The following is a 22,327-nucleotide window of genomic DNA, read 5'->3' as shown; positions in this document are numbered from 1 at the left end:
GCCATGGGGGATGCTTTTGGGCAATTTTTATGCATCCGTCAATAAAAGCCGCGCCGGAAAAGCTTTCCGGCGCGGCTCCTGATCCATTACGGCCTTAGTTCCAGGCGGGAACGCCTGTGCCCTTATAGACGCGTTCAAGCTCTGCTTTCACGGCGTCGTTCTGGAACGATGCGACAAGGTTTTTCACCCAATCTTCATTGAGGTCATCCGTGCGCACGGCGATGAAGTTGTTATAGGGGTTGTTTTCGTTGGATTCCCAGCCAAGCGCCTCGGATTTTTCAAGACCGGCCTTGGCGGCCCAGTCATTGTTCACGATGGCGGCGTCCAGATCGTCAACGGAACGACCGACGACACCGGCGTCGAGTTCCTTGATCTCAAGCTTCTTCGGATTCTCGATGATGTCGATAGGCGTCGCAAGAATGCCTGCATCGGGGCTGAGCTTGATCAGGCCCTTTTCCTCCAGAACGCGCAGTGCACGGCCTTCGTTGGACGGATCGTTCGGCACGCCGATGACAGCGCCTTCCTTGAGCTCGTCAAGGCTCTTGACCTTGCGCGAATAGATGCCGATCGGCCAGACGGCGGTGTAGCCGGCGACGGAGATCTTATAGCCGTGCTGCTTGATCTGCTCATCCAGATATGGCTCGTGCTGGAAGGCGTTGGCGTCGATTTCCTTGCGTTCCAGCGCTTCATTGGGCTGATTATAGTCGTTGAAGGTCACGCGCTCGATATTGAGGCCGTGCTTCTTGCCCTCTTCGGCAACGACTTTCCAGACGTCTTCGTCTTCGCCGCCCATGATGCCAACCTTGATGGTCTTGTCTTCTGCGTGGCCGGGCGCAGCAGCGAAGCCAACGGTGATTGCAGCCGCAGTGAAGAGAAGAGCTTTAAGACCCGCGCGGCGGGTCAGCGCATAACGGGAAAGAACTGACGACATTTCTGTTTCCTTGCTTGAGAGTGCCGGTGGCGAGCCCTGAAAGCGAACCAATGAAACGATCTTCTCCCAGTCCCCACCTTGCTGCCGATAATTCCCCTTTATGGGGCAAGAAACAAGGAAAATTATTTCGCAAACCATAGAGCGGCAAATGTGAAATTGCGCTGCTCGCATGGCAGGCGGATGAAAATTCCCTTCATCCCGCCTGACGAAAATCCTGTTCCATCAAGGCCCATAGGCCCTATCGATTATCCGCCAGAATCATCGACGCTGCTTTCTCGGCGATCATCAGGGTCGGTGAATTGGTGTTGCCGGAGGTGATGGCGGGCATGATGGAAGCATCGGCGACGCGCAGGCCCTGAATGCCATTGACGCGCAGGCGCGGATCGACCACGGCGTCCTGATCGCTGCCCATCCGGCAGGTGCCGACCGGATGAAAGATCGTCGTGCCAATATCGCCTGCGGCCTTTTCGAGTTCTTCCTGTGTCTCATATTGGGGGCCGGGCTTGAATTCCTCAGGCTTGTATTTCTGCAAGGGGGCCTGCGCCACGATATGGCGCGTGAGGCGGATTGCATCGGCTGCGACGCGACGGTCGCTTGTCGTGGTGAGATAATTCGGCCTGATTGCAGGCTGGGTGCGATGATCGGGAGATGTGAGATGGATGGAGCCGCGACTGTCGGGCCGCAGGTTGCAGACGCTGGCGGTAAAGGCGGGGAAGGGGTGGACCGCATCGCCGAATTTTTCAAGGCTCAATGGCTGCACATGATATTGCAGATTGGCGGTGTCATATGCCGGATCGGAGCGGGTAAAGACACCCAGCTGGCTTGGCGCCATGGACATGGGGCCGGAGCGGCGCAGAAAATATTCAAGTCCGATCATCGCCTTGCCGGTGAGGCGGCTTGCTTTCTCGTTGAGCGTAGGAATGCCGGTGACCTTGTAAGCACAGCGCAATTGCAGATGATCCTGCAAGTTTTCACCAATCTGCCTGCGCTCCAGAACGAGCGGAATTCCGGCCTGCTGCAATATTTCGCCACGTCCAACTCCTGAAAGCTCCAGAATATGGGGAGAGCCGACGCTGCCTGCGGCAAGTATCACCTCGCGGCGGGCCTTGATCGTTCGGGTCGCGCCGTTCTGGTCGAAAGTAACGCCTGTTGCGCGCAGGTTCTCGATCTCGATGCGCTGCACATGCGCACCGGTCTCCACGCGCAGGTTTTTGCGTGATACTGCCGGGCGCAGGAAGGCTTTGGCGGCGTTCCACCGAATGCCGCGTTTCTGGTTGACCTTGAAATAGGACACGCCTTCATTGTCGCCGCGATTGAAATCATCGGTGGCGGGAATGCCGGCTGCGACGGCGGCATCACGAAAAGCATCGAGAATGTCCCAATGCAGACGCGCCTTTTCCACGCGCCATTCGCCGCCCGCGCCATGCATTTCATCAGCACCGGCATAATAATCTTCGGATTTTTTGAAGAAGGGCAGCACGTCGCTCCAGCCCCAGCCTTCGCAGCCTGCCTGCCGCCACAGATCATAGTCGCGCGCCTGTCCGCGCATATAGATCATGCCGTTGATGGAGGAGCAGCCGCCCAGAACCTTGCCGCGCGGATAGCCGAGCACGCGGCCATTGAGGCCGGGTTCGGCTTGCGTGGTGAAACACCAGTCGGTTCGGGGATTGCCGATGCAATAAAGATAGCCGACGGGAATGTGAACCCAGGCGTAATTGTCTTTTCCGCCTGCTTCGAGCAGCAGTACGGAGCATTGCGGATCGGCGGAAAGGCGGTTCGCAAGGGCGCATCCTGCCGTCCCCGCGCCAACGATGATGTAATCGTAGGTGTCGGTCATAAGTCTACATCCAGTAAAATGCGGGGAGCGTGGTGCGCATGCGGCCTGCTCCCGAATATCGATTATCCGAAGAGCTTCCTTCCAAGCCGTGATGCGTAAAACTCTCCTATTATGCCTTTACGGAAGAGGAGGACGCATGCCATGAAGATGAGGCCTGTGACGATGGTTACCGGAAAATCGGACGTTGCGAGGTAGTTCTGCAACGCCACCACGAAGGCTGCGCCGATTATCGGGCCGATCAGCGTGCTTATGCCGCCCAGCAGCGTCATCAGGATCACTTCGCCTGACATTTGCCAGCCGACATCGGTGAGGGTTGCAAACTGGAAGACGAGTGCTTTCATGCCGCCAGCCAGCCCTGAGAGCGCCGCCGACATGACGAAAGCCGCAAGCTTGTAGTGATTGACGGAATAGCCAAGGGAAATGGCGCGGTTCTCGTTCTCACGCACGGATTTCATGATCATTCCGAAGGGCGAATTGATGATCCGCCAGATGGCGAAGATCCCCAGAACGAACAAGGCAAGGATGAGATAATACATATTCATCGGCTGGTTGAGGTCGATGAGGCCGAAGAGATGGCCGCGCGGCACACCCTGCAGGCCGTCCTCGCCATGAGTGAAAGGCGCTTGCAGGCAGAAGAAGAAGAACATCTGCGCCAGCGCCAGCGTGATCATGGTCGAATAGATGCCCTGACGGCGGATGGCGAGATAACCGATAACAAGGCCCAGAACCGCCGCAGCCAGCATGCCCAGAAGGATGCCGATTTCAGGCGTGACGCCCCATTCCTTGACCGCATGAGCGGTAATATAGGCAGCCCCGCCAAAGAAGGCCGCATGGCCAAACGAGAGAATGCCGGTATAGCCAAGCAAGAGATTGAAGGCGGATGCGAAAAGCGCAAAGCACAGCATTTTCATCAGGAAGATCGGATAGACCGCAAAGGGCGCTGCGATCAGGGCGATCAGGGCCAGTGCAAGCAGCACGACAGAGAGATTATTGACCGCAGGCGCCTTTTCGCGATGGGCGGAACTGCTTGTATTGAGTGCCGTGTCAGCCATATCAGGCCTCCTTCCCGAACAATCCGGCAGGGCGTACCAGAAGGACGATAGCCATGATGACGAAGATGACGATGCTGGATGCTTCGGGGTAAAAAACCTTGGTCAGACCTTCGGCAAGGCCCAGCAAATAGCCGGTAATGATGGCGCCGAGGATCGACCCCATGCCGCCGACCACCACCACGGCGAATACGATGATGATGATATTGGACCCCATCAGCGGGCTGACCTGATAGATGGGGGCTGCCAGAATTCCGGCAAAGCCTGCAAGGGCTGCACCAAGCGCATAGGTGAAAGTCAGGAGCAGCGGCACATTGATGCCGAAGGCTTTGACCAGAGTGGGATTTTCGGTTGCAGCACGCAGATAGGCGCCCAGCCTGGTCTTTTCGATCAGCAGCCATGTGCCGATGCAGACGACAAGGGACGCCACGACGACCCACGCGCGATAATTGGGCAGGAACATGAAGCCGAGATTCTGCCCCCCTGCCAGCGAGGGCGGCACCGCATAGGGCTGTCCGGCGGCTCCGTAATAATAGCGGAACGTGCCTTCGATGACGAGCGCGAGACCGAAGGTGAACAACAGGCCGTAAAGCGGATCGAGATTGTAAAGCCGCGCCAGTGCCAGTCGTTCTATGATGGCGCTTCCCAGCCCGACAATCACCGGTGCGAGGATGAGCGCGGACCAATAGCCCACGCCCATCCAGCTCAGGAGAAGATAGCCGACAAAGGCGCCCAGCATATATTGCGCGCCATGGGCAAAGTTGATGATGCGCAAAAGGCCGAAAATGATGGCGAGGCCAAGACTCAATATGGCGTAGAAAGAACCATTGATCAGCCCGACGAGCAATTGTCCGAGCAGCGCCTGTACGGGAATGCCGAAGATCATCGTCATGTCAAACTCCCAGCGCCTGGTTGAGCGCTGCCATGCGGACCGGCAATTCGGCGGTCGGAAAACTTTCCGTCACCACGCCATGATCCATGAGATAGAAGCGGTCTGCGACTTTTGCCGCGAAGCGAAAGTTCTGCTCGACGAGAAGGACCGTCATGCCGCGCTTTTTGAGTTCCACCAGCACATCGCCGATCCGCTGGATGATGACGGGCGCCAGCCCCTCGGTCGGTTCATCCAGAAGCAGGACCTTGACGCCGGTGCGCAGAACGCGCGCAATGGCGAGCATCTGCTGCTCGCCGCCGGAAAGTTTCGTGCCGGGGCTGTTGCGGCGTTCGTAGAGATTGGGGAACAGTTCGTAAATTTCATCAAGGGACATGCCGTCCTTGGAAACCACCGGAGGCAGAAGCAGGTTTTCGTGCACGTTGAGCGTGGCAAAGATGCCGCGCTCTTCGGGCACGAAGCCAAGTCCCGCATGGGCGATGCGATGAAGCGGCAGATGCAGAATATCGCGGCCGTTCAGCGTAATGGTGCCGGTGCGCTTGCGGATAATGCCCATGATGGCGCGCAGGGTCGTTGTCTTGCCTACGCCATTGCGGCCGACGAGCGTGATCGTCTCTCCCGGCCAGATGTCGAGGTCGACGCCATGCAATGCGTGGCTCTCGCCATACCATGCATTGAGCGCGCGCACCGATAATAGCGGCTGGCTCCTAGTCATGTTCGGTTCCCATATAGGCGGTGCGCACACGCGCATCCTGTGAGACGGTTGCATAGTTGCCGGAGGCCAGGATTTCGCCGCGTTGCAGCACCGTGACGTGATGGGCAATATCGGCCACCACCTTGAGATTGTGTTCCACCATGAGCACGGCACGGTCGCGTGCCACATCGGAAATGAGCGTGGCGATTGTCTGCACGTCCTCGCTGCCCATGCCGGCCATCGGCTCGTCCAGAAGCAATACTTTGGGATCGAGCGCCAAAGTCGTTGCGATCTCCAGTGCGCGCTTGCGCCCATAGGAGAGATCAGCTGCGGGTATATGACGGGCATCGGCAAGCCCGACGCGCTCAAGAAGCTCGATCGCGGGGGCGTTCAGCCGGTCGAGGGCCGAAAGGGAGCGCCAGAACTGCGTTGCAAGGCCATTGGTGCGTTGCAGGGCGATCTTGACGTTCTCAAGAACGGTCAGATGCGGGAAGGTCGCCGAGATCTGAAACGAACGAACAAGTCCCATCCGTGCCACTCTGGCGGGGTCGAATCTGGTGATGTTCTCGCCCAGAAAGGCTATTTCTCCGCTGGTGGGCTGGAGGAACTTGGTAAGCAGGTTGAAAACGGTGGTCTTTCCAGCACCATTCGGCCCGATCAGGGCATGGACCTGTGCGTGCTCAACGTCCAGATCGACATTCTTGACGGCATCGAAGCCGCCAAAAGACTTGCCAAGTCCGCGTGCGGAAAGAACCACCTGCGCAGAAGGATGGGGGGAATGCGGCTCTGCCTCGTGCAGAGCCGCCTTAGATGCTGTTGCCGCGTTCATGCGTCTGGCCTTACTGAGTGACCAGCGGGCAACCGCTTTCTTCCGGTTTGATATAGGCTTCGTCGCCGGGAATGGTCGCCAGCACCTTGTAATAATCCCATGGCGCCGTGCTTTCGTCCGGCTTCTTGACTTCCATCAGATAGAGATCGGTAATCATGCGCCCATTGGGGGTGACTTTGCCGGAGCGGGCAAAGACGTCTTCGACCGGCATTTCATGCATTTTCTTGGCGACGGCTTCGGTTTCGTCGGTGTCAGCTTCCTTAATGGCCTTGAGATATTGTGTGACGGCGGAATAGGTGCCTGCCTGAACCATGTTGGGCATGCGTCCGGTGCGGTCGAAATAGCGCTTGGCGAACTCGCGCGACTGGTCGTCGCGATCCCAGTAGAAGGATTCGGTCAGGGTCAGGCCCTGCGCCGCTTCAAGGCCGAGGCCGTTGACTTCCGCAAGCGTGAAGAGAAGGGCTGCCAGTCGCTGGCCGCTCGCAACGATGCCGAACTCAGCCGCCTGCTTGATCGCATTGGATGTGTCGAGACCGGCATTGGCGAGGCCCACGACCTTTGCGCCGGATGCCTGCGCCTGCAACAGGAACGAGGAGTAATCGGTGGTCGCGAGTGGATGGCGTACCGCGCCGAGCACCTTGCCGCCCTTTGATTCTACGAATTTCGAGGTCTGCTCTTCGAGGGAGTAGCCGAAAGCATAATCGGCGGTGAGGAAGAACCAGCTGTCGCCGCCCTGTTCCACCATCGCGCCGCCGGTGCCGACCGCAAGGGCGTGGGTGTCATAGGCCCAGTGAAAACCGTAAGGCGTGCACTGTTTGCCGGTCAGTTCCGTGGTTGCGGCACCCGTATTGACGGTGATTTTCTTCTTGTCTTTCGAGAGTGCCTGCACGGCGAGGCCGACCGAGGACGTGGTCAGTTCCATGATGGCGTCGACCTGTTCGGTATCATACCATTGGCGTGCGATGTTGGACGCCACGTCGGGCTTGTTCTGATGGTCCGCCGTGATGATTTCAATCGGTGCATCAAGCACCGTTCCGCCGAAATCCTCCGCCGCCATTTTCGCGGCTTCATAGGACCATTTGCCGCCAAAATCCGCGTAAACGCCTGATTGATCGTTCAAAATGCCAATCTTGACCTTGCCGTCAGAAATTTCGGCCGCTGACGATATGGCGGTTGCAGCAAGAAGTGCAGCCGTTGCAAGTGCGAAACATTTCATAAAAGACTCCTCCGCTAAATTTTTTCGCGCTCACATAGATGCAATGTGCCGCGCGCTCCTCCCGATTCAGTCTTCGTCTGACGCCCGGAGCTTCCTCCTGCCGAGCATTCCGGAGGAAGCGTAGCATTGACAAATGCGTACAAGAATAACAATTTTTGAACACAGTCTGTTCGGGAATGTACAGATGCGCGGAGGGCAGTTCGGTGCGGCAATTTACCTGGGATGATCTGCAATATTTTCTGGCGGTGGCGCGAACGGGTCAGCTTTCGAGCGCGGCCCGGCAATTGCGCACCAGCCATGTGACGGTGCTGCGCCGCATTGACCGTCTGGAGCAGGCGCTGGCAACCAAGCTTTTTGAGCGCAACCCGCGCGGCTATCTCTTGACGCCGGTTGGGGATCGGCTTGTGGAACCGGCGGAAATCATGGAGCGGGAGGCCATGAAATTCCAGACCGAGGCCACCGGCAATCTTTCGGCGCTGTCGGGTGTCGTGCGACTATCGACGCTTGAAGGGTTCGGCAATTTCTTTCTGGCCGAGCGGCTTCCATATCTTGCGCAGACCTATCCCGGCCTTTCCGTGGAAGTGGTGACGATCCAGCAGATCATGTCCTTGTCGAAGCGTGAGGCTGAATTGTCAATCACGCTGCATATGCCGCGAACGGGGCCTTATCACAGTGAAAAGATCACCCCTTACCGGCTTTTTATCTATGGGCACCGCGATTATCTCGCGCGCCATGCGCCGATCAGATCGCGCGCGGATATGCAGGGGCATCCTTTCATCGGCTATATCGACGACATGGTTTTTACGCCCGGCCTCGATTACATGCGTGAGATCTTGCCCGGACAGCGCTGCACCTATCAAAGTTCCAGCATCCATGCGCAGTTGCATGCGACACTTGCGGGTTATGGCCTGTGTGTCCTGCCCTTTTATATTGCAGGCAAATATCCCGACCTCGTACCGGTCTTGCCCCGGGAATTGCATCTGGTGCGCGAATATTGGATGAGTTGCCATATGGATGTAATGGCCGCGCCGCGCATCAGGGTCATTACCGATTTCATGGTAGAGGCGGTACGGAAGGCGTCATCCGCATTTCTCGCGGAAGAACTCTTATGAGCCGTACTCAGTACATATAGCCGTGATATGCAAATATGCAGCTTGCAGCCAGTGCTACAAAGCCCAGGCCGATTATCCATAAATTAAGTGATCGCAAACCATTTCCCCCCGTTATCAATCAACGGGGCTTATCCTTGGCTTGCCATCGAAAGTCTACCTATAATTGTTTTGCGTGCGCGCAATTCGCGTTCACTAAAAAGTGATATATATTCTATGGCATTGTTTTAAAAGCACTTCTCTTTCGGATATCTGCTGCAAGCTGCCGTACTAGACCAAGGTCCAATATGTAAAAACCCCCGGATTTCGCCGGGGGTTAAAGTTTCAACGCTGCTTTGCCAGTCCCTGCTCACGCATCTGGCTCAAGGTCATTTTGGGTGAAAGCGCTTCGGGATCGATGCGGATTTCAATGAGGCCCGGCTTGCCGGATTTTTCGCAAGCCTCGAAGGCGCTTGCAAAATCGGCGGTCTTCTCCACCGTTTCGCCATGCAGGCCATAGGCACGGGCAAGGGCTGCGAAATCCGGGTTGGCAAGACCTGTTCCGGAAACACGGCCCGGATAGGTGCGCTCCTGATGCATGCGGATCGTGCCGTACATGCCGTTATTGACGACAATGAAAATAGCGTTCGCGCCATATTGTGCGGCGGTTGCAAGTTCCTGGCCGTTCATGAGGAAGCAGCCGTCACCCGCAAAGGCCACGACAGGACGTTCCGGCGCGGTGAGTTTTGCTGCGACGGCTGCCGGCACACCATAACCCATCGAGCCATTGGTCGGTGCCAATTGGCTGCGATAGGTGCGATATTGATAAAAGCGGTGCGGCCATGCGGAGTAATTGCCCGCGCCATTGGTGATGATGGCGTCGGCAGGCAGATGCGCGCGCAGCCACTCCATGATCTCGCCCATCTGCACTGCGCCGGGAATGGTGGGGGTCTGGATATTGTCGCGATAATCCGCATTGGCGCTTTCGGCCCAATCCTTCCAGCGCGGATCGGCAATGGGCGCAAGCGAAGCCGCAGCCTGTGCGAAGGCAGGCATGCTGGCATTGATGGGAACATCGGCATGATAGACCCGCCCCAGCTCTTCGGCACCGGGGTGAATGTGGACCAGTTTTTGTTTGGGAACAGGGATACTGACCAGCTCATAGCCCTGTGTGGTCATTTCCCCCAGGCGCGCGCCGACCACCACAAGCAAGTCGGATTCCTTGACACGATTGGCCAGTTTCGGGCTGATGGATGTGCCCATTTCGCCCGCATAAAGTGGATGGGTATTGTCGAAAATGTCCTGACAGCGGAAGGACGCGGCAACCGGAAGCGTCATGTTTTCCGCAAATTTTTGCAGATTGCGGACGGCTTCCGCCGTCCAGCCGCCGCCACCAACGATCATCAGCGGGCGTTCGGCCTTTTCGACCAGTGCCCTTACTTGCTCAAGCTGCTCTGCGCCGGGATGCATTTCGACCTGCTTATAGGCGGGGGCATCACTGACGGAGGCATAGCTGGTCAGCATATCTTCGGGCAGCGCGATCACCACGGGGCCGGGGCGACCATTGACGGCGCGATGGAAAGCCTGGCTGACCAGTTCGGGAACGCGCGTCACATCGTCGATCTGCACCACCCATTTGGCCATCTGGCCAAACATGCGGCGATAATCCACTTCCTGAAAGGCTTCGCGCTCGACCTGATCGCTGGCGACCTGACCGATGAAAAGCAGCATCGGTGTGGAATCCTGAAACGCGGTGTGAACGCCGACGGAAGCATTGGTTGCACCGGGACCGCGGGTGACAAAGCAGATGCCGGGTTTTCCGGTCAGTTTGCCGTAAGCATCGGCCATGTAGGCTGCGCCACCCTCCTGGCGGCATACGATCAGGTCGATCTCTTCGCTGACATCATGAAAGGCGTCGAGGGCTGCGAGATAGCTTTCGCCGGGCACGCAAAAAACACGATCCACACCATGAATCCGCAAGGCGTCCACCAATATCTGGCCCCCGGTCCGCATATTGCTGCCGTTTATTGTCATCTTGTGCATTTCCTGTTCTCAAACTCTTTGGACGGCAATGCCGTCATTTCAAGCCGGTTATTTTCCGTCACAGCGCTTCGAGTGCAATTGCCGTGGCTTCGCCGCCGCCGATGCAAATGGAAGCCATGCCGCGTTTAAGGTCGTTCTGCTTCATGGCATGGAGCAATGTTGCGATGATGCGTGCGCCCGAACAGCCGATCGGATGGCCGATTGCACAGGCCCCGCCGTGAATATTGACCTTGTCGGCGGGGAGGTCGAGTTCCTGCATCGTCGCCATAACGACGACCGCGAAGGCTTCATTGATCTCGAAAAGATCAATATCGCGCGCGTTCCAGCCGGTCTTTTCGAAAAGCTTTTTCATCGCAAAGACAGGCGCCGTGGTGAACCATTCGGGCTGTTGTGCATGGCTCGCATGAGCGCGAATGACGGCCAATGGCTCGGCCCCGAGCTTTTGAGCGGTGGAAAGCCGCATCAGGGTGAGGGCTGCCGCGCCATCGGAAATGGAGGAGGAATTGGCTGCGGTAACGGTGCCGCCCTCGCGAAAAGCGGGCTTGAGCAGAGGAATTTTTTCGGGCTTTGCGCGGGTGGGCTGTTCGTCGCGGTCAAGATCGCCGATGTCGATCATCTCGTCGCGAAACCGGCCTTCGTCCGTAGCCTTGAGGGCGCGTGAAAGAGAACGCAGGGCGAATTCGTCCTGCTGTTCACGCGTGAACTGATAATGTCCGGCAGTTTCTTCGGCAAATGTTCCCATGGCGCGGCCCTTGTCATAGGCGTCCTCAAGCCCGTCAAGGAACATGTGATCGTAGATCCTGCCATGCCCGGCGCGATAGCCACCGCGCGCCTTGTCGAGAAGGTAGGGGGCGTTGGTCATGCTTTCCATGCCGCCTGCGACAACGATCTGCGCGCTTCCCGCAGCGATAAGATCGGCGCCAAGCATGACGGATTTCATGCCGGAGCCGCAGACCTTGTTGACGGTGGAGCAGGGAACATCGACCGGCAATCCCGCGTGGATAGATGCCTGACGGGCCGGAGCCTGACCAAGACCTGCGGGCAGTACGCAACCCATGATCACTTCATCGACCTGATCGGGAGCGAGTCTTGCCCTTGCGACCGCCTCTTTTATAGCCGTTGCGCCAAGGGCTGTTGCTGCCTCCGCTTTAAGTGCACCCTGAAAACTGCCGATCGGCGTCCGGACCGCACTTGCGATCACGACTGGATCTTTTGTTTCCGACATGTGTTTACTCCTCCAGTAAAGCGTTACGATAACAGCATAGCGGGCCATGTGAATACAGCTTAAACATGATGAACAAAGCTGATGAACTCATGATGTGCCGGTATGGAGGGAAAAATGGGTAATGCAGGTCGAGGCAGGATTTTTACCGGCATAGGCGGCTGGGCATTCGAGCCGTGGGATGAGAGCTTTTATCCTGAAAAGCTGCCCAAGAAGCGGCAACTCGAATATGCGTCGGGAAAGTTGACCTCCATCGAGATCAACAGCACCTATTATGGGCCGCAAAAGCCGCAGACATTTGCCCGGTGGCGGGACGAGACGCCGGAGGGGTTCGTCTTTTCGCTCAAGGCTCCACGTTTTTCCACGAATCGCCGGGTGCTGGCAGAGGCGGGTGAGGGGATCGAGCGCTTTATAAACGGCGGGCTGCTGGAGCTTGGAGACAAGCTGGGCGTAATCAACTGGCAGTTCATGGCCACCAAGAAATTCGACCCGGACGATTTTGGGGCCTTTCTCAAGCTGCTGCCCAAAAGTGTCGAGGGGCGGGTGCTGCGCCATGCGGTTGAAGTGCGGCATGAGAGTTTCGGCTCGCCCGATTTCATCGCATTGCTGCGTGAGCATGGCGTGGCGGTGGTGATCGCCTGCGACAGCAAATTTCCGCAATTTTCCGATCTGACCGCGCCCTTTGCCTATTTGCGTATCATGGGCACGAAGGAAAATGAGCCATTGGGTTACAGCGAGGCAGAGCTTGACCAATGGGCGGAGTGCGCGCAAGCAATTGCAGCGGGCGATGTTCCGCATGGGGCGAAGTCCATAACGCCGCCCGTTTCGGACAATGTGGCCCGCGATGTCTATCTTTATGTGATCAGCGGCTACAAGGCGCATAATCCTGCTGCGGCCATGGCCTTGATTGATCGTCTTAAATAATGCCTCGTGGCAGGCGATGATTATCAACTGAGTCGCCAGAGTTTTCGATGAGCCAGCCTGATCTTTCCGCCCTTCAAGCTTTCGTTCGCACTGTTCCGCAGACCTATAAGGGACCGGGAGGCGCGGTTGCCGTAGTCCGGAATGGCGAGGTCATCCTGCGTCATGTTTGGGGATATGCTAATCTCGCTGCCCGCAAGCCGATGAGCGCGGATACACGTATGCCGATCTGCTCGATCAGCAAGCAGTTCACCTGTGCCGTCCTGCTCGACGCCATTGGCGAACCGGAACTGCTCGATGATGCGCTTGGCGCTTATCTCGACAGGTTTGTGGGTGAGCGCCCGAGCGTGCGCGATTTATGCAACAACCAGTCCGGCCTTCGCGATTATTGGGCCTTGACGGTTTTGTGCGGGGCCGATCCGGAAGGCGTTTTCTTGCCGGAAGATGCGCAAAGCCTGTTGCGGCGGTTGCAGACCACGCATTTTGCTCCGGGAACCCAATATTCCTATTGCAATGGCAATTTCCGTATTCTGGCCGATCTGATCGAGCAGTATACAGGCCAGTCGCTGATTGAATTGTTGCGAACGCGTATTTTCGAACCAGCCGGGATGAAAACAGCGCAACTCATTCCGGACACGGCATTGTTTGACGAATGCACCGGCTATGAAGGCGATACGCAGCGCGGCTTTCTGCCTGCGGTAAACCGTATTCACTGGGCGGGGGATGCCGGTATCTGCGCTTCGCTCGATGATATGATCGCATGGGAGCAATTTATCGATGCCACGCGCGACGATGAGGACGGAATTTACCGGCGTCTGAGCGGGCCGCAGGACTTTTCCGACGGCAAGCCTGCGCCCTATGGTTTCGGGCTTAAATTCGAGCAGATCGGCAAGGCGCGGTTGACCGGCCATGGCGGAGCCTTGCGCGGCTGGCGCTGCCAGCGCTGGCATTGCGCGGATGAGCGCATATCGACCATTGCGATGTTCAATTTTGAAGGCGGCGCGTCCGATGTTGCGTTCAGGATGATGAAAATCGCGCTTGGGGCGGATTGCGACAAGCTGGAGCGGGCAGAGGTCGACAAGGGCTGGTTCGGCTCGTGGCTGAATGCGGAAACGGGACTGGTGTTAACCCTGGACCAAGCGGGTGCGGGGCAACTCAAGGCCCGGTTCGGCACCAGCCCGGAAATGCTCGATGTGACGGCTCATGACAGGGCAAGCTCGGATCTTACCCGGATCAGCCGCCAAGGCGACATGATTTGCCTGGAGCGTGAAAGCGAGAATCTCAAGCTCGATATGAAGCGTCTTTCGGGCGAAGTGCCGCAGGATATTGCGGGGCGCTATCATTGCGATGAACTGGATGCAGATTTGCGTCTGGTTGCGCAAGGCGGCGCGATCTATGGCGCCTTTGAAGGCTTTCTGGGCAAAAGCGATATGTATCCGCTTTATGGTGTGGGGCCGGATGTCTGGCTGCTTCCTGTTCAGCGTTCGATGGATGCGCCGTCACCGGGCGAATGGAAGCTGGTTTTTCACCGCAATGAGGCTGGCGAAATCACCCGATTGCAGCTAGGCTGCTGGCTCGCGCGCAATATGGATTATGTCAAAACCGGTCGGGACTGACAGGTTTTGACATAGTGCAATACGCATAGTTAATGAGTGAAGCGGTCTTGTATATTCAGATGCAGGGCGCTTTGGGAGGATCAATGTTACGACTGGTACAATTCCGCGATGAGAGCGGAGAAATGCGTGTGGCTGCGTGTGACGAGGAGGGTGTCGCACATATCGTCAAGGGTGTTGGGACAAGTTACGAACTGGCCACGGCGGCGATTGCTTCCGGCATCAGTCTCGCCGAACAGGTCGAGCGCAATGGCAAGGGTGAAACGGTCGATCTTGATGCAGCGATTGCTTCCGGCCGTGTCGGCCTTCCCATCACGCATTCCGATCCGGCTCATATGATCGTTGCCGGTACGGGGCTGACGCATCTTGGCTCCGCCGATGGTCGTGACAAGATGCACAAGGCGGCGCAGGCCGCCGAAAAGCCGACCGATTCCATGCGCATGTTCCTGATGGGCGTAGAAGGCGGCAAGCCGAAACCGGGTGAAACGGGCGTGCAGCCGGAATGGTTCTACAAGGGTGACGGTTCGGCGCTGATTGCTACAGGCGACGAATTTCTGTCGCCGTCATTTGCCGAAGATGGCGGCGAGGAGCCGGAGCTTGCAGGCATTTACCTGATCGGTCCCGACGGAACGCCGTTTCGTCTCGGATTTTGCCTTGCCAACGAGTTTTCCGATCACGTAACGGAAAAGCAGAACTATCTCTGGCTGGCCCATTCCAAGCTGCGTCAGGCATCCCTTGGACCCGAGCTTTATGTCGGTGCATTGCCCGACCATGTGGAAGGCGTTTCGCGTATCCGGCGCGGCGATGAAGTGATCTTCGAGAAGCCGTTCCTGTCGGGCGAGGCAAACATGTCGCATACGATCGCCAATCTGGAACATCATCATTTCAAATATGAACTCTTCCGCCGTCCGGGCGATATTCATGTCCATTTCTTCGGAACGGCGACATTGTCCTTCTCGGACGGAGTGAAGACGGAAACCGGCGATCGATTCGAGATTGCAGCAAAGCCCTTCCGCTATCCGCTCATCAACAAGCTGGGAAAGGCAAACGCGGAAAAAATCACCGTGCGCGCTTTGTAAAGGCGACAATCAGAAGCCGGGACTCTGGCAGGAACCGAGACCCTTGCAGGTGAGATACTGCGGGGTCGCTCACCCAACAGGACGCTGATATGAACAAGCCCGTTTCTCCGAAAATGCCGCAACTGCGTTCACGCGCATGGTTTGACAATCCGGATAATATTGACATGACCGCGCTCTATCTGGAGCGTTACATGAATTACGGGCTTAGTCAGGAAGAGCTGCAATCGGGCCGCCCGATCATCGGTATTGCGCAGACGGGTTCGGACCTTTCGCCCTGCAACCGCCATCATCTGGAACTGGCCAAGCGGGTGCGCGAGGGCGTGCGCGAGGCAGGCGGCATCGTCATCGAATTTCCGGTCCATCCCATTCAGGAAACCGGCAAGCGCCCCACTGCCGGGCTTGATCGCAACCTTGCCTATCTCGGCCTTGTCGAAGTGCTTTATGGCTATCCGCTCGATGGCGTGGTTCTGACCATCGGTTGCGACAAGACGACGCCTGCCTGCCTGATGGCCGCTGCAACGGTCAATATTCCCGCGATCGCGCTTTCGGTCGGGCCGATGCTCAATGGCTGGTTCCGTGGCGAGCGTACAGGTTCGGGCACCATCGTGTGGAAAGCGCGCGAACTGCTTGCCAAGGGCGAGATCGATTATCAGGGCTTTGTGAAGCTGGTCGCCTCGTCAGCGCCTTCGACCGGCTATTGCAACACGATGGGAACTGCGACGACCATGAACTCGCTTGCCGAAGCGCTGGGCATGCAGCTTCCCGGCTCGGCGGCGATCCCCGCGCCCTATCGCGACCGGCAGGAAGTGGCCTATCTCACCGGGCGGCGCATCGTTGAAATGGTGCATGAGGACCTCAAGCCGTCGGATATTCTGACCAAGCAAGCCTTCATCAATGCCATTCGCGTCAATTCCGCCATTGGCGGCTCGACCAACGCACCGATCCATCTCAATGCGCTGGCGCGGCATGTGGGGGTAGATCTGACGGTCGATGACTGGCAGGAATATGGCGAGGAAATCCCGCTTCTCGTCAATCTTCAGCCTGCCGGTGAATATCTTGGCGAGGATTATTATCATGCGGGCGGTGTTCCGGCGGTCATCAACCAGCTCATGGGGCAGGGGCTCATCAATGAAGACGCGCTTACCGTCAATGGCAAGACTATCGGCGAGAATTGCAAGGCTGCGGCTATCGAAGATGACAAGGTCATCAGGCCCTTTGACCAGCCACTGAAGAAACATGCCGGGTTCCGTGTATTGCGCGGCAATCTGTTTTCATCGGCGATCATGAAGCTGAGCGTGATTTCGCAGGAGTTTCGCGAACGCTATCTTTCTGACGAGCAAGATCCCAATGCCTTCGAAGGCAAGGCCGTGGTTTTTGACGGGCCGGAGGATTACCACAAGCGTATCGACGATCCGACGCTAGAGATTGATGAGCATACAGTGCTTTTCATGCGCGGCGCGGGGCCGATCGGCTATCCGGGGGCTGCCGAAGTGGTCAATATGCGCGCACCTGACTATCTCTTGAAACGGGGCATCACCTCGCTGCCCTGCATCGGTGATGGTCGCCAGTCGGGCACGTCCGGCTCCCCTTCCATTCTCAACGCTTCCCCGGAAGCCGCTGCCGGAGGGGGGCTGGCGCTTCTTGAAACCGGGGACCGGGTGCGTATCGATATTGGCCGCGGGACGGCGGATATTCTGATTTCCGACGAAGAACTGGCGGCGCGACGCCGGGCGCTGGAAGCGGCGGGCGGATATAAATATCCTGAAAGCCAGACGCCATGGCAGGAAATCCAGCGCGCCGTGGTGGGGCAGATGGAAACCGGCGCGGTGCTGGAAAATGCCATCAAATATCAGGATATTGCGCATATGCGCGGGTTGCCGCGCGACAATCATTAGATATTAGAGCATATCCCTATCGGTTCAGATGGCGGTGCGGCGCGCGTAATCGAGATAGATCGTGCGCAGGCGCTCGCTCACCGGCCCCGGTTTGCCATTGCCCACCGGCTTGCCATCGATCCTGGTTACAGGCGAGACAAAGGAACTGGCGCTGGTGAGGAAGGCTTCCCTGGCCGCGTAAGCCTCTTCAAGCGTGAAGGCACGTTCTTCAAGCTTCATGCCGGTCTGGGCGATGAGCTGCAACAGGGAATGGCGGGTGCAGCCCGGCAGCACCTGATTGCTGTTGGGGCGGGTGATGATGGCGTCATCGTCCGTGACGATATAGGCCGTCGAGGAAGCGCCTTCGGTGACAGTGCCGTCCTCGATCATCCATGCTTCATCGCAGCCGGCATTTTTGGCGATTTCCTTGGCCAGAGCCTGCGGCAAAAGGCAGACCGTCTTGATGTCGCGACGCTTCCAGCGCAGATCATCCAGCGCAAGCACGCTTATTCCGGTTTTGAACTCAGGCTTGTCGGTAAGATTTTTTGCCTGGGTAAAGAGCACGATGGATGGGGTGACACCCTTATAAGGAACGAAATCACGGTCGCGCCCATCGCCACGAGTAACCTGAAGATAGACAAGCCCCTCGGTCAGTTTATTGCGGCGGATCAGTTCGCGCTCGATGGCGACGATTTCTTCTTCGCTCCAAGGAAGGGTAATACCAATCTCACCGGTCGAACGGCGCAAGCGCGCCATATGGGCTGCGCTGTCGATCAGCTTGCCATCCAGAACGGCAGTGACTTCATAAATCCCGTCGCCAAACAGAAAACCACGATCAAAGATGGAAATACGGGCGTCTCGTGCGGCGATATATTCGCCGTTCACGTAGGTGACGCGATTCTCGGTGTCGTGGGATGAAACGGTCATGACGGGATTAATCCTGAAACGAAAAGGCTGTGCAAAGTATTACTGCGTCCATATGAGCGCAGCAAGGCAAAGGAACCGTTAATTTCAGGTGCGGGTTGATGCGGATGTCCGGCCCGCATTGCGCGGGTCGGACTGGCCACGAGGCTCATGGTTTTACGGTCAGTTGGCCGACCATGTCGGGGTGGAAACGGCAGTAATAATTGACCGTCTGGGCGGAGTCGAGCATCTGTTTCGTGACCTTTCCGGGTGGCAGCAGAATGTCCCAGCCTCCCTTCACGGTCGCGCTGTGCTGCATGGGATCCTTATTGTTCCACTCGATTACATCCCCCACATTCGCTTCGATCGTCTGAGGAGAGAAGCTGAGTTTTTCGATTGTGACGTGGATCGTTTTCGCTTCTGCCGGAGCGAGGCCGATCAGCACCCCGGCCAGTATCAGAAAGTACCGCTTATTGCGCATCGAACTGCTCCTCTAAATTTTGGTTTTATCGCATTATCCTACGCAAAACCGTTTCACACTTTTGCTGGAAATGCTCTATTTCAAAGATGCAGCGATATGCTCGGCATGCTGCTGGTGGCTCTGAAACAGCTTCAGGCCGGTTTCGAGCAGGTTTTTCAACTCGGCATTACTGGCGGAGGGAATAAGCGTCGTTTCAAGCGCCTCATTGACCTGCTTGTGATAAGCCACTTCGTTTTCGACATAGGATTTGTCGAATGCCGCGCCATCAAGCTTACCCAGTTTTGCCAGTTCCTCGGAAGCTGCTTTCGACAGGGCCTTGCTGGTATCATTGTCTTCGGGGGTAACATTGAGCTTCTTGAGAAGATCAAGTGCCTGCTGGTTGACGGCTTCGTGGTCGCGCACCATGGTTTCGGCGAATTCACGCACCTCCTTGTTCTTGGTTTTTTCAAGCGCCTGTTTGGCGGCAGTCACATCAAGGACGCCCGCCGTGTAGGCGATATGCGCGATTGCCGGATCGTGCAATTTTCCATCATGGGCCTCAGCCAGCGACAGGCTTGCGCAGAGGCAAATTGCCGTCAGCGATATGATTGAACGCATAGACATGAAACACTCCCTTGGTTCTATTTCCAGACGTTCAGCGTTTTACGCTTGTGCTGGAATGCCTATTGGATGCGGGAGAGCGGAAAAGGTTCCGGCCTATGCCTGTATATTTAAGCGCTCAAGAACGGCGGTTATGATCCGCTCGCAACGCTTGCCGGCAAAGGGAAAGGCATCGAGCAGCACGGGGCCGATTTTTTCATCGAGTTGCTTGCGTATGAGATAACGGGCGCGGTGAAGCCGGGTCTTCACGGTTTCGGGGCGCAGGGCGAGAAGTTCGGCGGTCTCGTCCACGCTCAGGCCCTCAATGACGCGCGCAATGAAGACGAGGCGGAAGTTTTCCGGCAGGTTGTCGGTTGCTCGTTCGACAAGCTGCAATATTTCGCGCTGCGCCAGCGCATGTTCCGGATTGCCGCTATTCATATTGACTGGAAACTGGATCACATTTGTTGAAAGAACGTCGGATGCAGACTTGAGGAATTTTTGCCTTCGCTTATTCTTTCGTAGCCGCCCGAGGGCCTCATTGATAGCAATACGTGAAAGCCAGGTGGTCAGGCTGGATTGACCGCGAAAATGCTCAAGGTTCCTGAAGGCCAGGAGATAGGTTTCCTGAACCACATCTTCTGCTTCCGCCTCATTGCCGACAATGCCCCGCGCCAGACGATACAGCCTGCGATTATTGGTCTGCATGATTTTCCGCAACGCCTGCACGTCATGCATTATTGCGCAGCGGGCGAGGTCGATGTCGTCCTGAAAGAGAAGAGAAGCGTCTGGCTCTGCCAGTTTTGCACACATAACCCATCCTCCTGTGAAGCTTCCATGGCCTGTAAAGTTCCCATGGAGTACATTGGATGTATGCGAAACAAAAAAGTTCCCGAAAAAGAGATTTTTCTCATCATAGCGCAACGAGATAATATCCGATAACGCATCCAATAAAAATGCCGCCGCAGGGGAAACGCGGCGGCAAGTTCAGCCTGATTGGGTGGCAATCAGGCTGCGCGTTTCAAAGCATCGCCAAGAATGGAAACGATCGTGTCGATCTGTTTCTTTTCGATGATGAGCGGCGGCGAAAGCGCGATGACATCGCCGGTGACGCGAATCAGAAGGCCCTTCTTGAAGCAATCGACAAAGACATCGTAGGCGCGTGCACCCGGAGCACCGTCGCGTGATGAAAGCTCGATTGCGCCGACGAGGCCGAGATTGCGAATATCGATGACATTCGGCGTGCCCTTGAGCGAATGCAGCGCCTCCTGCCAATGATCGGCAAGTTCGGCACCGCGGGTCAGAAGCCCTTCTTCAGCGTAGATTTCAAGCGTTGCCAGACCGGCGGCGCAAGCGACCGGGTGGCCGGAATAGGTATAGCCGTGGAAAAGTTCGATGGCGTTTTCCGGGCCGGTCATCAGCCCGTCATGGACCTTGCGGCTTGCAAAGACGGCACCCATCGGGATTGCACCATTGGTCAGGCCCTTGGCGGCAGTGATGAGGTCGGGAACGACACCGAAATAATCGACGGCAAAGGGCGTTCCAAGACGGCCAAAACCGGTGATGACTTCATCGAAAATCAGCAGGATGCCGTGCTTGTCGGCGGTGGCGCGCAGGCGCTCAAGATAGCCCTTGGGCGGCAGGATGACGCCAGCGGAGCCCGACATCGGCTCGACAATGACAGCCGCGATTTTTTCGGCGCCATGAAGCTGCACGAGGCGTTCGAGATCGTCCGCAAGCTCGACACCATGCGCAGGCAGGCCCTTGGAGAAGGCGTTGCGTTCTATATCGAGCGTGTGGCGCAGATGGTCGGCGGGGATTTGCGGGAAGACACGGCGGTTATTGACCAGACCGCCCACCGAAATGCCCCCGAAGCCGACGCCGTGATAGCCCTTCTCGCGCCCAAGCACCATGGTGCGGGTGCCCTGACCGATGGCGCGCTGATAGGCGATGGCGATTTTCAACGCCGTGTCGACTGATTCCGAACCGGAATTGGTGAAGAATACGCGGTCGAGTTTCGCGTCCGTGCCGCCCGGTGCGATTGCTGCGAGCTTTTCGGCAAAGTCGAAAGCAACATTGTGGCCCATCTGGAAGGTGGGGGCGAAGTCCAATGTTGAAATCTGGCGTTCTACAGCTTCTGTGATGCGCTTGTGGCCATGGCCGGCATTGCAGCACCAAAGACCTGCCGTACCGTCAAGGACCTGATTGCCGTCCACATCGGTGTAATACATGCCCGAAGCACTGGCCAGCAAACGTGGAGCCGCCTTGAATTGCCGGTTGGCCGTGAACGGCATCCAGAAGTTTTCAAGACTGGGTGCATTGGTTCTGGTGAGCATTTGATCCTCCTATTTTACCAACAGGAGGGCACGCTTTCCTCAAAGCAACAAGTCCTTTTCTTCTATGGATTAACTCATTGAAAACACTTCGATGAATTTAAAAAATTATGCTATATCGAACATCATAAACAGAAGGGGAGAGGCCCGATGAATGTCGATATAGGAGGGCGGCTTCGTTATGTCCGTCTGCGGCAGAATCTGTCACAGCGGGAGCTTGCCAAACGCGCCGGAGTGACCAACTCGACCATATCGCTGATCGAGGCCAATCAATCCAATCCGTCCGTCGGCGCATTAAAGCGCATTCTGGACGGCATTCCTATCGGAATGGCGGAGTTTTTTGCTCTCGAACCCGACGCGCCGCATAAAGTGTTCTATCAGGCGGAAGAGCTGGTGGAAATCGGCAGGGGGCCGATCTCCTACCGGCAGGTGGGCGATCATCTCTTTGCCCGTGCGCTGCAAATTCTGAAAGAACGCTATGAGCCGGGTTCGGATACCGGAAAGGTTCTGCTCATGCATGAGGGCGAGGAGGGCGGGGTCGTCATTTCCGGGCGCATCGAAGTGACGGTTGGCAGCGAACGCCGCATTCTAGGGCCGGGAGATGCCTATTATTTCTCAAGCAAGCTTCCACATCGTTTCAAATGTGTCGGGCCTGAGGCTTGCGAAATCGTCAGTGCCTGCACGCCTCCGAGTTTCTAATATGAATAGTTATTCAATGGCCTGAATCGCTTTGCTGTGAAAGCGAT

Annotated in this window: 20 protein-coding genes; 6 read left to right on the top strand and 14 right to left on the bottom strand. The window is 57.0% G+C overall.

Going from position 1 to position 22,327, the window contains the following annotated elements:
- Positions 1-94: 94 nt before the first annotated feature.
- The 7 genes from DKP76_RS14265 to DKP76_RS14235 all read right to left on the bottom strand — a co-directional run bounded on the left by DKP76_RS14265 (position 95) and on the right by DKP76_RS14235 (position 7,445).
- Complete coding sequence (locus DKP76_RS14265; protein ID WP_109707463.1) at positions 95-931, bottom strand: MetQ/NlpA family ABC transporter substrate-binding protein; 837 nt, start codon at positions 929-931, stop codon at positions 95-97.
- Between the two features lie 238 nt (positions 932-1,169).
- Positions 1,170-2,768, bottom strand: a complete 1,599-nt coding sequence (locus tag DKP76_RS14260; protein WP_109707462.1) for a GMC family oxidoreductase — start codon at positions 2,766-2,768, stop codon at positions 1,170-1,172.
- Positions 2,769-2,830: 62 nt separating this feature from the next.
- Complete coding sequence (locus tag DKP76_RS14255; RefSeq protein ID WP_109707461.1) at positions 2,831-3,820, bottom strand: branched-chain amino acid ABC transporter permease; 990 nt, start codon at positions 3,818-3,820, stop codon at positions 2,831-2,833.
- Between the two features lies 1 nt (position 3,821).
- On the bottom strand, positions 3,822-4,709 hold the full coding sequence (locus DKP76_RS14250; RefSeq protein WP_109707460.1) for a branched-chain amino acid ABC transporter permease: 888 nt from the start codon (positions 4,707-4,709) through the stop codon (positions 3,822-3,824).
- A 1-nt stretch (position 4,710) separates the two neighbouring features.
- On the bottom strand, positions 4,711-5,421 hold the full coding sequence (locus tag DKP76_RS14245) for an ABC transporter ATP-binding protein (RefSeq protein ID WP_109707459.1): 711 nt from the start codon (positions 5,419-5,421) through the stop codon (positions 4,711-4,713).
- Positions 5,414-6,229 carry an ABC transporter ATP-binding protein gene (locus DKP76_RS14240; protein WP_109707458.1) on the bottom strand — a complete coding sequence of 272 codons (816 nt, stop codon included), beginning with the start codon at positions 6,227-6,229 and terminating at the stop codon, positions 5,414-5,416. The genes DKP76_RS14245 and DKP76_RS14240 overlap by 8 nt, the downstream gene beginning before the upstream one ends.
- A gap of 10 nt (positions 6,230-6,239) precedes the next feature.
- Complete coding sequence (locus DKP76_RS14235) at positions 6,240-7,445, bottom strand: ABC transporter substrate-binding protein (RefSeq protein WP_109707457.1); 1,206 nt, start codon at positions 7,443-7,445, stop codon at positions 6,240-6,242.
- A gap of 203 nt (positions 7,446-7,648) precedes the next feature.
- Between DKP76_RS14235 and DKP76_RS14230 the strand changes: the two genes are divergently transcribed.
- Positions 7,649-8,557, top strand: a complete 909-nt coding sequence (locus DKP76_RS14230; protein ID WP_109707557.1) for a LysR family transcriptional regulator — start codon at positions 7,649-7,651, stop codon at positions 8,555-8,557.
- Between the two features lie 321 nt (positions 8,558-8,878).
- Here the strand turns inward: DKP76_RS14230 and DKP76_RS14225 are convergent, their stop codons facing one another.
- The gene (locus DKP76_RS14225) at positions 8,879-10,567 is read right to left on the bottom strand and encodes a thiamine pyrophosphate-binding protein (protein WP_109707456.1); all 1,689 of its coding nucleotides are present in this window, start codon (positions 10,565-10,567) and stop codon (positions 8,879-8,881) included.
- Between the two features lie 67 nt (positions 10,568-10,634).
- Positions 10,635-11,801: an acetyl-CoA C-acyltransferase gene (locus DKP76_RS14220; protein ID WP_109707455.1), complete on the bottom strand. Its 1,167-nt coding sequence runs from the start codon at positions 11,799-11,801 to the stop codon at positions 10,635-10,637.
- A 114-nt stretch (positions 11,802-11,915) separates the two neighbouring features.
- On the opposite strand from DKP76_RS14220, the gene DKP76_RS14215 reads away from it, so the two are divergent.
- From DKP76_RS14215 to DKP76_RS14200, 4 genes are all read left to right on the top strand, one after another.
- Entirely contained in the window at positions 11,916-12,722 is an 807-nt protein-coding gene (locus DKP76_RS14215) for a DUF72 domain-containing protein (protein ID WP_109707454.1), read from the top strand.
- Between the two features lie 47 nt (positions 12,723-12,769).
- The gene (locus DKP76_RS14210) at positions 12,770-14,335 is read left to right on the top strand and encodes a D-aminopeptidase (RefSeq protein WP_109707453.1); all 1,566 of its coding nucleotides are present in this window, start codon (positions 12,770-12,772) and stop codon (positions 14,333-14,335) included.
- An 83-nt stretch (positions 14,336-14,418) separates the two neighbouring features.
- On the top strand, positions 14,419-15,411 hold the full coding sequence (gene araD1, locus DKP76_RS14205; RefSeq protein WP_109707452.1) for an AraD1 family protein: 993 nt from the start codon (positions 14,419-14,421) through the stop codon (positions 15,409-15,411).
- A gap of 89 nt (positions 15,412-15,500) precedes the next feature.
- Positions 15,501-17,306, top strand: a complete 1,806-nt coding sequence (locus DKP76_RS14200) for an IlvD/Edd family dehydratase (protein ID WP_109707451.1) — start codon at positions 15,501-15,503, stop codon at positions 17,304-17,306.
- 24 nt (positions 17,307-17,330) lie between these two features.
- Here DKP76_RS14200 and DKP76_RS14195 read toward each other — a convergent pair whose 3' ends face one another.
- The 5 genes from DKP76_RS14195 to aptA all read right to left on the bottom strand — a co-directional run bounded on the left by DKP76_RS14195 (position 17,331) and on the right by aptA (position 21,584).
- Positions 17,331-18,212, bottom strand: coding sequence for a D-amino-acid transaminase (locus DKP76_RS14195; protein ID WP_109707450.1), 882 nt, complete (start codon positions 18,210-18,212; stop codon positions 17,331-17,333).
- Between the two features lie 145 nt (positions 18,213-18,357).
- Positions 18,358-18,669: a cupredoxin domain-containing protein gene (locus tag DKP76_RS14190; RefSeq protein WP_109707449.1), complete on the bottom strand. Its 312-nt coding sequence runs from the start codon at positions 18,667-18,669 to the stop codon at positions 18,358-18,360.
- A gap of 75 nt (positions 18,670-18,744) precedes the next feature.
- Positions 18,745-19,272 (bottom strand): DUF4142 domain-containing protein, encoded by a 528-nt coding sequence (locus DKP76_RS14185; protein ID WP_109707448.1) that lies wholly within the window; start codon positions 19,270-19,272, stop codon positions 18,745-18,747.
- 93 nt (positions 19,273-19,365) lie between these two features.
- A complete protein-coding gene (locus tag DKP76_RS14180) occupies positions 19,366-20,061 on the bottom strand; it encodes an RNA polymerase sigma factor (protein WP_109707447.1) in 696 nt (231 codons plus the stop codon).
- A gap of 194 nt (positions 20,062-20,255) precedes the next feature.
- Positions 20,256-21,584 carry an omega-aminotransferase AptA gene (gene aptA / locus DKP76_RS14175; protein WP_109707446.1) on the bottom strand — a complete coding sequence of 443 codons (1,329 nt, stop codon included), beginning with the start codon at positions 21,582-21,584 and terminating at the stop codon, positions 20,256-20,258.
- A 147-nt stretch (positions 21,585-21,731) separates the two neighbouring features.
- Here aptA and DKP76_RS14170 point away from each other — a divergent pair, with 147 nt between their 5' ends.
- A complete protein-coding gene (locus DKP76_RS14170; protein WP_109707445.1) occupies positions 21,732-22,280 on the top strand; it encodes a cupin domain-containing protein in 549 nt (182 codons plus the stop codon).
- Positions 22,281-22,327: the final 47 nt, after the last annotated feature.

The sequence above is a fragment of the Falsochrobactrum shanghaiense genome, from assembly GCF_003149535.1.
Taxonomy (GTDB): domain Bacteria; phylum Pseudomonadota; class Alphaproteobacteria; order Rhizobiales; family Rhizobiaceae; genus Brucella; species Brucella shanghaiense.
This window is presented reverse-complemented; position numbering and strand designations above follow the sequence as displayed.

What these genes read in the sequence shown, in the direction of transcription:
- DKP76_RS14190 (WP_109707449.1), bottom strand. Translation starts at nt 18,669, where the DNA reads ATGCGCAATAAGCGGTACTTTCTGATACTGGCCGGGGTGCTGATCGGC.
- DKP76_RS14260 (WP_109707462.1), bottom strand. Translation starts at nt 2,768, where the DNA reads ATGACCGACACCTACGATTACATCATCGTTGGCGCGGGGACGGCAGGA.
- DKP76_RS14170 (WP_109707445.1), top strand. Translation starts at nt 21,732, where the DNA reads ATGAATGTCGATATAGGAGGGCGGCTTCGTTATGTCCGTCTGCGGCAG.
- DKP76_RS14200 (WP_109707451.1), top strand. Translation starts at nt 15,501, where the DNA reads ATGAACAAGCCCGTTTCTCCGAAAATGCCGCAACTGCGTTCACGCGCA.
- DKP76_RS14215 (WP_109707454.1), top strand. Translation starts at nt 11,916, where the DNA reads ATGGGTAATGCAGGTCGAGGCAGGATTTTTACCGGCATAGGCGGCTGG.
- DKP76_RS14255 (WP_109707461.1), bottom strand. Translation starts at nt 3,820, where the DNA reads ATGGCTGACACGGCACTCAATACAAGCAGTTCCGCCCATCGCGAAAAG.
- DKP76_RS14180 (WP_109707447.1), bottom strand. Translation starts at nt 20,061, where the DNA reads ATGTGTGCAAAACTGGCAGAGCCAGACGCTTCTCTTCTCTTTCAGGAC.
- aptA (WP_109707446.1), bottom strand. Translation starts at nt 21,584, where the DNA reads ATGCTCACCAGAACCAATGCACCCAGTCTTGAAAACTTCTGGATGCCG.
- DKP76_RS14265 (WP_109707463.1), bottom strand. Translation starts at nt 931, where the DNA reads ATGTCGTCAGTTCTTTCCCGTTATGCGCTGACCCGCCGCGCGGGTCTT.
- DKP76_RS14185 (WP_109707448.1), bottom strand. Translation starts at nt 19,272, where the DNA reads ATGTCTATGCGTTCAATCATATCGCTGACGGCAATTTGCCTCTGCGCA.
- DKP76_RS14210 (WP_109707453.1), top strand. Translation starts at nt 12,770, where the DNA reads ATGAGCCAGCCTGATCTTTCCGCCCTTCAAGCTTTCGTTCGCACTGTT.
- DKP76_RS14225 (WP_109707456.1), bottom strand. Translation starts at nt 10,567, where the DNA reads ATGACAATAAACGGCAGCAATATGCGGACCGGGGGCCAGATATTGGTG.
- DKP76_RS14250 (WP_109707460.1), bottom strand. Translation starts at nt 4,709, where the DNA reads ATGACGATGATCTTCGGCATTCCCGTACAGGCGCTGCTCGGACAATTG.
- DKP76_RS14240 (WP_109707458.1), bottom strand. Translation starts at nt 6,229, where the DNA reads ATGAACGCGGCAACAGCATCTAAGGCGGCTCTGCACGAGGCAGAGCCG.
- DKP76_RS14235 (WP_109707457.1), bottom strand. Translation starts at nt 7,445, where the DNA reads ATGAAATGTTTCGCACTTGCAACGGCTGCACTTCTTGCTGCAACCGCC.
- araD1 (WP_109707452.1), top strand. Translation starts at nt 14,419, where the DNA reads ATGTTACGACTGGTACAATTCCGCGATGAGAGCGGAGAAATGCGTGTG.
- DKP76_RS14245 (WP_109707459.1), bottom strand. Translation starts at nt 5,421, where the DNA reads ATGACTAGGAGCCAGCCGCTATTATCGGTGCGCGCGCTCAATGCATGG.
- DKP76_RS14220 (WP_109707455.1), bottom strand. Translation starts at nt 11,801, where the DNA reads ATGTCGGAAACAAAAGATCCAGTCGTGATCGCAAGTGCGGTCCGGACG.
- DKP76_RS14195 (WP_109707450.1), bottom strand. Translation starts at nt 18,212, where the DNA reads ATGACCGTTTCATCCCACGACACCGAGAATCGCGTCACCTACGTGAAC.